Raw genomic sequence first — 11,419 nt, forward strand, 5'->3', positions numbered from 1 at the left:
TCTGAGTGCGTGACCCTCCCCCCCTCTCTCTTTCAGCCCCCCCCCGCCCACCGCTCCCGCGCCCCGCCGCGGGCGCCCGTCCGGCGCCCCCGCCGCGATGATCGCGGTGCGCACCTGTATCAGCGCGTCGGGCGCGGTGCAGCGTACGGCGATCGCGCCGTAGGTCGCCGAGATCTCCACCGGCCGCGACGGCGGCTCCGGCATCGCGCCCGCCGCCAGCGGCTTGAGCCCCACCAGTGCCAGGCGCCAGTTGATCTCGTCGATGGTCGCCAGATCGCCACCCGACTGGTACAGGATCTGCTGCTGGGTCAGCCTGCCCGCGCGCTCGAGGGTGGGCGCGCCGAGCTTGTTCAGCGCCTGGGTGGTCTTGATAGTGAGATCGAGGTCCTCGATCCTGGTCTCGCGCAGCTTGGCCGTGCTCACCGGCGAGGTGAGCTCCGAATACAGTGCGCGATAACTCGCGATCGCCTGCTTGCGCGAGCGCCCGACCATCATCGTCCGCAGCATCGTACTCAGGCTGGCCAGGTACTTGCCCGGCTGCTCCGATGTCCGCGCGTACATGGCCGCCCGGATCCGCACCGCCGACTCGGTCGCCGCCACCGCCGCCTCGTGATCGAGCCGCATCAACCACACGCCGCACTTGGACAACCCGTCGGCGCACATCGCCGACACATCCGGATAGTCCTGCGCCACTTGCCGATACGCCGAACAGGCACTGCGAATGGTGTTGGTCGCGAGCTGCCGGTGGCCGACCAGCCTCGTCGCCTGCTCGAACAGCCGCAGCGCGTCCTGCAACGCACCCGCGTACTCGTAGGAGACGTAGCCACCGACCAGCCAATGCAGCCGGATCGCCACGGCTTCCTGCGCGGGCTCCAAGGCCTCGGCCGTGCGATCACGCTCGGATGGGTTGTCCCGCGTGGTGAGCAGCGACTGGGCCAGTTCGGTGAGGGAACCGGCCAGCTTCAGGTAGTCCTCCGGCCGCTGGCTCCTGGTGCTCGCGCGGTCGGCAGCGACGCGCCGTTCGAGGCCGCTCAGGTCGGTCATGAGCAGTTCCAGAGCGACGTCAATCCTGGCCTCATCCATCGTTCGAACACAGCCGCTACCCGGCCGCTGGTGGTCGTTCGAGTTTGTCACAGATCGGCGAGGGCTGCCGGATCGTCGGCGGAACCCGGATGTTCATCCACGAGCAGGTCGGTGTTTCCGTGTGGCTGTGCATATTTCGCATAGCTCACTAGAATGCGATGCGATCGAGCCGACTGCGCGAGGGTCGTCGGTGGGGTGCTGCGAGGAGCGGTTGGCGTGGGCGATTCTCCCTATGAGGGGCTGGCGGGCAAGGCGAAGATCAAGGTCGAGACGGGGGCCGCGCTCGAGGCCGCCAAGGCGTGCAGCTCGGCGATCGAGGTCTTCAAGGGTTGCCAGAACCTGTTCGGCGCGCACGACCTCAACAACTACGACGAGAGCAAGCTCGGCGGTAGCGAGGTTTACGCGGGTCCACCGCTGAAGACGAAGTTCGCCACGGAGGCGACCCAGGCCAAGGATCTGCTCGGCCGCTACATCGACTCGCTCGAAGACCTGGTCACCATGTTCAAGGCGGCGGGTGAGTCGTATACGGATACCGATACCACCTCTGGCGCCAATATCGCCTCGCTCAAGAGCCAGCTGAAGGACGTGAAGTCCGCGCCGGGAGCGAGAGACCTCGCGGGGAATGTCAAGGACGCGGGCGAATACAAGCCGGCCAATTACGACGACGGTGACCACGACTACGACATCGGTACGCCCTCGGTGCCCAAACATGCGGGGACGGCGACGGCCGAAGCCGTCGGGGTGAGCCTTCCTGTGCGCGCGGCGGACAACATGTCCTGGCGGGACATGTACGACCTCGGGCAGCGGATCTCCTGGAGCGAGGTCGCCAATGACGCACCGATCTGGGAGGCGATGGCGCAGGCCGTGCACACCGCCGCCTACGACTTGGAGCAGAAGCTCTCGCTGATCACCAGCTCGAACTGGGAGAGCAAGGGTGGCGACGCCGCGCTCGCCGCAGTCCAGACGTTCGGTAAATCGGCGATGGTGGCCAGTGATTCCTTCACGATGATGAAGGACAATCTCGAGTACACCGCGGACTGGTTGTACGCCACCAAGGTGTGTATGCCGGTCGACAAGACGGACCACTGCGACGACGATCTCCAGGAGAACCGGGATCGGTATGAGCGCCACTACTACAACGGTGTGCGGGCGACCGAGAAGTTGTTCCCGGCGGCGGCTGAGCCGATGGCGCCGAAGGGGCCTATAGAGACGCCTAACAATAACAATAACAATAACAATAACAATAATAATAATAACGGCGGCAACAATAACGCTGGAAACAATAACGGCGGCGGAAACAATAATTCCGGCGGTGGCAATAATTCTGGTGGCGGGAACAACTCCGGTGGCGGCTCGCAGCAGACCGCGGCCAGCCAGGCCGCCCAGCAAGCCGCGCTGCAGGCTGCCCAACAGGCGGCGGGTGCGCTGCAGCAGACCGGCAACAACTCGCAGGCCGCCAACGGGCAGACCGGCTCGACCGGCCAGAACGGGTCGACCGGTTCGGTCGCCGGGTCGGGCGGTTCCAGTGGATCGAGCGGATCCGGCGACATGTCGAGCATCCTGTCCTCGGTGATGTCGGCGGTCACCGCCGCGGTGAGCTCGCTGACCCAGGCGCTGCCGTCGCTGTCCACCGCGTTGCAGCAGGTGTCCGCGGACGCCACGTCGGGCCTTCCCGATTTCACGCAGCTCGGCACGCTGCTCGAGCAGTTCCCGGATCTGTCCGAGGTGTTGTCGTCCTCGCCCGAGATCAACGAATTGATCGCCGCCAACCCCGCGCTCGCGCCGCTGGCCGAGCTGCTCGGCATCGATACCGGTAGCGCCGCGACGGAGGCCACCGCGACCGAGGCGACGGCGACCGGGGAAACGGCCACCGGCGAGGCGGACGCGTTCCCCCGTGCGTCGCTGCCCGACTTCTCCAACCTGTCGAGTCTGGACGAGGTGCTCACGCCGGTCACCGGTCTGGTCGCCGAATCGCTGGCGGGTGAAGCGCCGGTCCAGACCATCGAGGCGCCGGTCGAATCCGTCGAGGCGGGCAGTACCGGTTCCATCGCCCACGCGCGTCCGGAGGTCGAGGCGTGAGCCGTAGCTGGGAGCTCACCGACATCGAATTCCGGGTGCTGTGGCAGCGATTCATCGGCCCGCACATTCCGCGTCCGCTCACGTTCCAGACCAGGACAGCGCTGCACGAGGACTACGAGGAAGAGAAGTACCAGACCTGGCAGCGGCTGCAGCACACCGTCGACCCGATGTTGCGGTCGGTCTTCGAGGTGCTCGAGCGGCCGGAAGCGTATGTCCGGCTGCGTGGGTGGAAGGACGGCGAGCGCGATGACGCGCAGTACTGGCTGAAGGCCAGGGCGGCGCGAGCCGGCGCGAACGGCTATCTGATCAACCAGGTTCCCGGTGAAACTCCCACTCACAGTGGTGGTTACACGATCGTCGACGTCGGGCCGCACGGCCTCGCCGATGCCATCGTCGATCTGATGCCGGTCACGGGTGCCGCCAAGGGTGGCATCATCCCGCTGGTCGTCGACGGCGGCGACACCCGTGCCGAGTACGCGCCGCGGCCCTCGATGTTCTTCGAGGAGGCCGACACGTCGATCGTGCAGCGCAGCGCCGAATTCCTGGGTCGGCCCGCCGAGCGCACCGGGACCATCAACATCCTGCAGAACCAGTCGATGTTCGGCTCCCGCGGGATGCATCGCGACATCCTGGTGTGGCGTGACCTGCCCGATGACGGCCGGTATGTCATCGAGCTGCCGAGCGAGAATCCCATCGCCACACCGATGTCCAGATCCGATCTGGTCGGCAAGGTGAATTCCTCGATCGAGCGGATGATGTCGCGCGTGGAATCGCACTGGGAGGCGAACGCCTAAGCACCGGCCGTTTGCAACGGTGTCACGCGCGGTTCTTTCCGTCGTGCCAGGCTGTTGCGTACGCGAAAGAGTTGTGGTGTGCTCGAAGCCACCACTCGTGGAGGGATGAGCGCGATGACGTTCGAATACGACGCCGACAACTTCCGGACCGCGGCAGGCAAGTCGCGCAGCGTCGGCAACCAGCTCACCGGCATCATCAACACGCTGAACAGCTCGCTGAACAGCCGCGGAAACGTCTGGGGCAACGACAAACTCGGCCAGAGCTTCAACGACGGCCCCGGCGGCGACGACGGCTACGACTCCTCCTGGACCAACACCAGCGACAACGTCAAGACCATGGCCAAGTCCATGGGCGATTTCGCCGACGGCCAGACCGAGAGCGCCGACTACATCGACAAGATGGAAAAGGGCAACCGCGACGGCCTGACCTAGCCGCTCACAGCAGGCCCTGCCGGGAGAGCCGAACGGCTTCGTCGTGGTGGTCCAGCCAGTCGTTGCACGCCAGGGTCAGGATGATGGAGCGCGGCAATTGCGCCAGGACCAGGGTCGAGTCCGGTCCGCTCCAGCGCAGTTGGTCTCTGCCATCGGCGATCTCGGTGCTCGGCATGCCCAACGTCGCCAGCAGTCCCGCGGCCGTGGTGGTGTAGGTCTGCTGGACCAGCGTGCGGGTTTCGGTGGTGTCGGGGCCGATGGTGCTGACGCTGACCTGGACGCTCGACCACCCCCCTCGTCGGCGAAGACCTTTCCACTGGCCAGGCCGAGGCCGGTGTCGAGCAGGGCCCAGTCCTCCGACGTGGAGACGACGCGCCAACCGAATCGTTCTGCGATCGCGGGTATTTCGTCGAGCCGCCAGGACCAGTCCAGTGCGCGCAGGCAGCTGCCCAGAGGGTGCTCAGCTGGTCGGCGAGATCGGCTGCCTGGTCGATCGGAAGAGTTCACAACGTGTGTGATCTCCGGCCTTTCCGAAGTGCTGTGCGAGGTCGTCGGTCACTGTGTCGACCGCTGCTACTGCATCGACTGTCGGTTCAGGCCGAGGGTTCGCAGGTCGAGGTCGGGGTGGCCGGCGCGGTCTGTCCAGGCGTTGTAGACGAGTTCGGTGGGGCTGGTGATGGCGTAGCCGTCACGGAGTCCGGTGACGGCGAGTTCGGCAGCGCGGTGGCAGTCTTCGGCGGTGACCGGTGCGTCGAAGTCGACCCACCAGAGATGGCCGTTGTCCACGTCGGGCCGGTTCCAGCCGCCGGCGGTGATCGCCTGGTATCCGGCCGGGGCGGGTCGCCGGTTCTCGTCGAGGTACCGGTCACCGATCAGCTGTGCCGACAGCACGTCTTCGTCGCGGGCGAACTGCACGAATCGGCGGATGCGAGCGGGTTCGGGTTCGAAGAGGATCACCCGTGCGCCGAGCGGAAGCTTCTCGAGCTCGTCGGCCAGGCAGCCGGCAAAGGTCGACCAGCCGGGGGTCCGGGTTCGGAAGTTGGTCACCTGGCGTCGGGTATTCCGAGGCTGGGGAGGTGCATGCTGTTGCCGGTCTTCTCGACCCAGCCGCGGTAGGACAACTCGGTCGGTGCGGTGATGCCGAAACCGTCGCGGAGGCCGGTGACGGTGATCGCCGCGATTCGCCGGTATTGGTCGGAGCTGACGGGTGACGCGAATTCGGCCCACCAGTTGTCGCAGTGGTCTTGGTCAGGCTGGCGCCATCCTGCTCGGGTGATGGCTCGCCAGCCCACGTCGCCGGGACGTGATGCGGGGTCGAGCCATTCGTTGCCGGTGAGTTCGGCCAGGACCGATTCACCGGTTTTGCGGAACTGTGCGAAGCGACGAGATCCGGACGGCACCGCCTCACCGATCACGAGGACAGCGGTGTCGGGCGCGGCGTCGAGCTCGTCGGCTAGGACACGGGCGAATTCTGCCCAGTCGGTCATAGCAGGCCCTGGTTGTCGAGTTCGAGGTTGCGGTCGTCGGCGGCGAGGCGGGCATTGGTGTCCAGGTGCAGCCAGATCGACGCGGCGGAGAGGATGAGCACGACAGTGGAGTCCGGCCCCGCCCACCGGTACTGCGGGGTCGGTGCATTGACACGCGCGGTCGGCTCGCCGAGATTCGCGCTGATCGCTCGTGCGAGATCGGTGAAAGCCGCTTTTACTGCAGACTTTTCATCGGCTTCGGCATAGCCGGTCAGTTGCAGTTCGATGCGGGTGACTTCGCCGTTCTTTGCCTGGATGGTGCCGCTGCCCGGGCCGAACCCGATATCGAGCATGATCCGGCGTGGTCGGCTCGAGATGGTGTGCCAGCCGAATTGTTCGACGATGGTGGGTGCGTCGTCCAAGGTCCACGTCCAGTCGAGGCTGTGCAGCCTCCTTGCGAGGTCGGCCGCTTGGTCGGTCGGCATTGTCCGCCAATTGCTCATTCGCTTGCCTTCCCTGCGTGATGGTTCGGTGTGCTGGTGTGGCGGCTGCGGATCGCGAGCCCTTCCATCGGCGCCTCCAACGCGCCATCGGAGTCCCAGCGACGGCGTAGGAGGATATTGCTCCGGGTGTCGTAGCAATCTTCCCCTTTGATTCGGCCGTCGGGATAGAACTCGTACCAGCACCCGACGGGCCCGGTCGGACTATTGACGCCCTTGCGGAATTCGTGTCTGTCGCGGTACTCGATGTAGAGACCGTCGGGGTAGCCGTCGCGATAGTCCTGGACGCTGAGAAGTGTGTCGCCGGAATGATGTTCGAGCACGCCGGTGAAGGGCTTGCCCTCCTGCTGGAAGGACGTGGCGTGGTCGAGGGTGCCTTCGTATCGGACGTGGGCGGCGGGCGGTCCGGGCGTATCGACACCAACGACCGATTCGCCGGAATCTGTCCAGGAATTCTTCAGGATCTGACGACCGCTGCCGGAGAACACGTTCTGCTGCGCGAGGGTTCCGTTGTGGTGCCAGTGCAGCCACAGCCCGAACGGCCGGTTGCGAGCGGTCGTGCCGGCGTATTGGCGTGCGCCGTCACCGTGCCAGCCGAGTTCCGGGCCGTCGGAGTAACCGTCGGCGAACCATTCCAGGGCTACGACCGGTCCGCCCTCGTAGAAGTATCGGACTGTTTGACCTGTGAAGGGGTGGCCGTCGAACAGCAGACGACCGTCGGTGGGGTCCTCGGACAGGGCGGGACTTGTCCGCTCGACGGCGCTGTCCAGCAGCGGTTTCGCGATCGCGGCCGCATCGAAATCCTCGGTCAGGGTGCCTGCTTCGTCCCACCGTTTCCGATAGCGGAGGTTTCCCGAGAAGTCGAACGTGTCGTGCTGAACGAGTCCGCCGCTCTCGTTCCAATACTCCCAGTCGAGAACATGGCGGCCGTGGTCGTAGCTCCCGGAGTATTTCTTGGTGTCGTCCGGGTGCCAGCCGTCTGCTTGCCCGTGGAGGTATCCGTCGACGTAGGTCAGGGATTCGACCTCGGTCTGGTCAGGAAGCAGCGTTGACACCTGCCCACTGAACGGAACTCCGTTGTAGTAGGCGCGCCCGTCATCCATGACCAGGTCTGGATCACTACTGTCGATGAAGAGCACGGGACTATCCTTCCGGTTGAACCGCGGTCAGAAGTACGACAGGAACGCCGCGTCGAAGTCGGGGTCGCGGGTGTCGAACTGCTGGGGGACGTAGTCGAAGGAGCGCACTCGCTCGATGAACTCGGCGGGCAGGGCGAGGGGCTGTTCGGCGAGGTACTTCAGGGAATCCTCGCGCCAGATCCAGACGCCGTCGGAGTACAGGGAGGGGCCGCCCTCGATATCGGTGCCCTCGGCGAACAGGTCGGGCGCTTCGCCCATGACGTCGAAGATGGCGCGGACCTTGCGCATGTAGTTCAGGATCTGGTCGCGGTCGTCCTCGACGGTGCCGGTGGGCGCGTCGTGTACCGAGGGCAGCTCGTCGTGCGTGCCTTCATACATTTCGCGGTACATGGCCACCGGCTTCAATTCCATGACCTCGATCCTTCGCGTGCTCCGCGTGGTCGTCAAGTTCGCCGACGTGGTCCGCCGGTCCGACGGCGGTGAGCATCTTTGCGGCCGTTTGCCGTTCACGTTGCGGTCACCGCGGATTCGCCGATGACTGTCACTCTGTTGCGCAGGCGAACGAGTTGTGGTGTGCTCGACACGGCACCACTGCGGAGGGATGAGGGGCGATGGCAGCGTTCACGGACTCGAGCTGGTGACGTAGCCCTCCATGATCGAACTGCCGTCCGGGCTGCACTGGCTCTCGATTCTCGCTGGCATGGAGTGGCCAGAGGGCAATGAAGACGAGATGTGGGCCATGGCCGAGGACTGGCGCGCGGCCGCCGACAGTCTGCGTGGTCTCGTCGACGACATCGATGCCGCCAAAGACGCTGCGTTCAAGGCGTATCCGCAGGGCGAGGGCGTCGACGACATGCTCAAGGCCTTCGAGGGGATGGCCCGCGGCGACCAGTCGGTGACCAAACTGGCCGAATTGTTCGACATCCTCGGTGATTCGGTGTACCAGACCGGCACCGAGATCGAATACACCAAGATCATGTTCCTGTCCTCGCTGGGCTTGCTGGCGCTGGAAATCGCTGCGGCGTGGGTGTTTCCGCCGACGGCGCCCGCGGTGCAGGCGTTGGCGGTCACCGCGACCCGCCTAGTGGCGCGGACGATCTTCGGCCGCGTGCTCGCGGCGATCCTGCGTCACGGCGCGAAGGCGGTGATCACCCGCGTCCTGAAGTTCGTCGGCCAGCACGTGGCGATCGACACCGCGCTCGGCACCCTCCAGGAACTCGGCGTCCAGCAGTGGCAGGTGGATCAGGGTCACCGCAAGGAGGTCGACTGGAACCAGGTCAAGGCGGCCGCGGTCAGTTCGGCCGCGGGTGGTCTGGCGGCCGGTCCGTTCGGCAACTTCCTCGGCAAGAGGCTCGGCGACGGAATGTCGCCCTGGCTCAAGGGCGCGATCACCGGCACCGGCGCCGGCCTGGTCGGCGCGGGCGGCGGCATGCTCGGCCAGTTCGGCTACGAGGGGTTCACCCAGGGCTGGGACAAGGCCTGGGACAACCTGCAGACCGCGGCGTCGGACCCGCTGATGTGGAGTGCGGGTGCCAGCAACGGCGGGCTGTCGGGGTTGAACAAGGCCGGGGCGAATGCCGCGTGGTCCAAGATGAATCCGGGCCTGTTCGAGCGGCCCAGCTTCAGCTCGCAGATCCGTGATGCCATGGGCCCCGGCTACGACCTCGGAACGTTCGGGCAGAGTGACGGCGCGGGTGGCGACGGGTCGTCCAACCGTCCCGGTGCGGGGGAGAACCGGGCCGGAGCGGATGACGACGGCGCGACCGGTGTCGGCGGCGGCGACGACGGCGTGCGCGCGGGCGCTGGTGACGACACCATGGGCGGCGAAGGCTCGGGTGAGTCGCGGGCCGGTGCCGGTGACGACAGTACGTCGATGCGGCCCGCCGGCAGTACGCAGTCGCCGGAAGCTGAAGCGCAAGGTCCGACGAATTCCGATGAGGGACGGGCGAATCAGCAGTCCGGCGATGATCGGCAGACCACATCCGAGGGTGGCGGTACCGGTGCTGGGCGGCAGGATGCCAAGCCCGAGGTCCAGACCGGCGAATCGCAAGCCGGGGACGGCGGACGACAGGAGGGTGGCGCCCGCGCAGAAGGGGAAAACCCTGCGGCACAAACGGATTCCGGACAGGACACGTCGCGGGCAGGCGAGGCCGAACAGACCGACGGTGCGAGCCTCAACGAAGGGACGCGCACCGACGCGCAGTCGGGCGGCCAGCCGGTCACGCAGGTCAACGACACCCAGACGGCCAACCGGGACACGACAACGCAGACGACCGGTGCGCCGATCGGCGCGGGTGTGGCAGGTGCCGGGCCCGCGGCGACGGCGGGACCGTCGCCCGGCGCGACCGGGCAGGCGCCGGTCACCGGGCAGGCGGCGACGCCGACAACCAGTCAGCCCGCTGCGACGCCGACCCAATCACCCACGGCGCCAGCACAATCCACCCCTGGCCAGCAGTCGACCCCGGGTCAGCAGTCGACGCCGAACCAGGGATCGCAGCCCGCGGCGCGTCCCGGTTCACCGGAAGTTCGGTCCGGCATATCGGACGGGATGCAAGCTGGATCCGATATCCGTTCCGGCGCACCGGAAGTCAGGACCGACAGCCCGGCAGTCGACGAGTCCGGGGCGGTCGATCCGAAGGGCACCGCCGAGGATTCCGGTGCGCCGACGAGCCGTCCCGATGGTGAAAGCCGGGCCGGCGTAGGTGAACAGCGCGGAGCGGGTCTCGCCGAGTCGCCCTTGCGGGGATTGCAGGCCGCGCCCGGCGAGGCGCCGCCGGTGCGCTCCGGCGAGTCCGAGGTCACCGCCGAACCGGTTCGCTCGCGGGATTCCGAAGTCAGGGTCGAGGCCGATCCGCTGGCTGAGGTTCCGCCGGTGATGCCGATCGTCGGTGCCGACCCGGGTGCGAGCCCGGCGCGGCCGGGACCGGAGACGAATCGCCCGAGTCGGCCGGGTGTCGACGACACCTCCGGGCCGCGTGATCGCGCCGACGGCGACGATCGTAGGCAGCCGCAGCCCGACGATAACGGCCCCGTCTACGACACCCGCCTGCCCAACGGGCAGGGCGTCGTCCACCACCCCACGGGGACGGCGATCGGCGAGGACGCGCGCACCCATCGCGTCAGCCAGAACGTGCGCAACGACGGCGCCCACGACGTGGTCGTGCACGGGCGCCGCGATGGCTCGGTGACGCCGAGCAACGGCGACGCGGTCCACCCGCAGGACATCGTCGACGCGATCCGCAGCAACCCGAACTATGTGCCGGGCACCCCCATTCGCTTGCTCTCGTGCCATGCGGGCAATGCCAACGGCTGGGCCCAGTACATCGCCGACCAGCTCGGCGTGGACGTCACCGCGCCGACCGACCGGGTCGGTGTGCGGCAGGAACCCGGCTCTGATCCGGTGATCGACCGTGGCGGCAAGTGGCGCACCTTCAGCCCGTATTCTGCGACCACACCCAGCGAAACTCCTTCGCTCAAACCGGATTCCGATCCGAACGATCCGCTCGACACGCTCGACACGCTCGACGGCGACAGTCCGCCGCGCGATCGCGAACTCGTCGACTTCATGAGCGACGAGGATCCGCCGACCCGCCCGGCCGCGATGTCGTTCCTGACACCCGAAATCGGCACCGCCAACGCACCGTTCAGCCGGACGCCCGGCGTCGACGCACATCTGCTCGGCGTGCTCGATCCGAACGACCCGATGGTGCAGACCGCGGGCAAGCCGCGCCGGATCACCCATGTCGGCGGGGAACCGATCGACGAGTTCTCCCACCGGCTCAGCGAGGAGCGCGGCCGGGCCTTCGTCGACGCGTCCATGCAGGACGCGGCCCTGGTCGCCGCAAAACCACCCCCAAACACCCCCACCCGATCTCGTATAAACAAAAACAAACCCACCCCACACGAAATACTCTCGGGTTTTGGGG

Annotated in this window: 9 protein-coding genes and 2 pseudogenes; 4 read left to right on the forward strand and 7 right to left on the reverse strand. The window is 66.8% G+C overall.

What is annotated here, in order from left to right; genetic code table 11:
* Positions 1–1,044 (reverse strand): hypothetical protein (locus tag ACFWPJ_RS03760; protein WP_378846735.1); only part of this gene is annotated, 1,044 nt, incomplete at its 3' end.
* Between the two features lie 255 nt (positions 1,045–1,299).
* Here ACFWPJ_RS03760 and ACFWPJ_RS03765 point away from each other — a divergent pair.
* The 3 genes from ACFWPJ_RS03765 (at position 1,300) to ACFWPJ_RS03775 (ending at position 4,388) form a co-directional block, all read left to right on the forward strand.
* Positions 1,300–3,162 (forward strand): hypothetical protein, encoded by a 1,863-nt coding sequence (locus tag ACFWPJ_RS03765; protein WP_378846738.1) that lies wholly within the window; start codon positions 1,300–1,302, stop codon positions 3,160–3,162.
* A complete protein-coding gene (locus tag ACFWPJ_RS03770) occupies positions 3,159–3,956 on the forward strand; it encodes an ESX secretion-associated protein EspG (protein WP_378846741.1) in 798 nt (265 codons plus the stop codon). Before ACFWPJ_RS03765 ends, ACFWPJ_RS03770 begins: the two co-directional genes overlap by 4 nt.
* 114 nt (positions 3,957–4,070) lie before the next feature.
* Positions 4,071–4,388, forward strand: a complete 318-nt coding sequence (locus tag ACFWPJ_RS03775; RefSeq protein WP_378846744.1) for a hypothetical protein — start codon at positions 4,071–4,073, stop codon at positions 4,386–4,388.
* A gap of 4 nt (positions 4,389–4,392) precedes the next feature.
* Here the strand turns inward: ACFWPJ_RS03775 and ACFWPJ_RS03780 are convergent.
* The 6 genes and pseudogenes from ACFWPJ_RS03780 to ACFWPJ_RS03805 all read right to left on the reverse strand — a co-directional run bounded on the left by ACFWPJ_RS03780 (position 4,393) and on the right by ACFWPJ_RS03805 (position 7,904).
* Positions 4,393–4,895 (reverse strand): annotated as a pseudogene (locus ACFWPJ_RS03780) (DUF6301 family protein).
* A 66-nt stretch (positions 4,896–4,961) separates the two neighbouring features.
* Positions 4,962–5,435: a hypothetical protein gene (locus ACFWPJ_RS03785; RefSeq protein ID WP_378846747.1), complete on the reverse strand. Its 474-nt coding sequence runs from the start codon at positions 5,433–5,435 to the stop codon at positions 4,962–4,964.
* The gene (locus ACFWPJ_RS03790; RefSeq protein ID WP_378846750.1) at positions 5,432–5,875 is read right to left on the reverse strand and encodes a hypothetical protein; all 444 of its coding nucleotides are present in this window, start codon (positions 5,873–5,875) and stop codon (positions 5,432–5,434) included. Before ACFWPJ_RS03790 ends, ACFWPJ_RS03785 begins: the two co-directional genes overlap by 4 nt.
* A complete protein-coding gene (locus ACFWPJ_RS03795) occupies positions 5,872–6,357 on the reverse strand; it encodes a DUF6301 family protein (protein WP_378846752.1) in 486 nt (161 codons plus the stop codon). Before ACFWPJ_RS03795 ends, ACFWPJ_RS03790 begins: the two co-directional genes overlap by 4 nt.
* On the reverse strand, positions 6,354–7,493 hold the full coding sequence (locus ACFWPJ_RS03800) for a hypothetical protein (protein ID WP_378846755.1): 1,140 nt from the start codon (positions 7,491–7,493) through the stop codon (positions 6,354–6,356). Before ACFWPJ_RS03800 ends, ACFWPJ_RS03795 begins: the two co-directional genes overlap by 4 nt.
* Positions 7,494–7,520: 27 nt before the next feature.
* Complete coding sequence (locus ACFWPJ_RS03805; protein WP_378846758.1) at positions 7,521–7,904, reverse strand: hypothetical protein; 384 nt, start codon at positions 7,902–7,904, stop codon at positions 7,521–7,523.
* Between the two features lie 241 nt (positions 7,905–8,145).
* On the opposite strand from ACFWPJ_RS03805, the pseudogene ACFWPJ_RS03810 reads away from it, so the two are divergent.
* Positions 8,146–11,419, forward strand: a pseudogene (locus ACFWPJ_RS03810) (hypothetical protein); the annotation flags it as partial.

The sequence above is a fragment of the Nocardia sp. NPDC058497 genome (genome assembly GCF_042720195.1).
In the GTDB taxonomy this organism is placed as follows: Bacteria; Actinomycetota; Actinomycetes; order Mycobacteriales; family Mycobacteriaceae; genus Nocardia.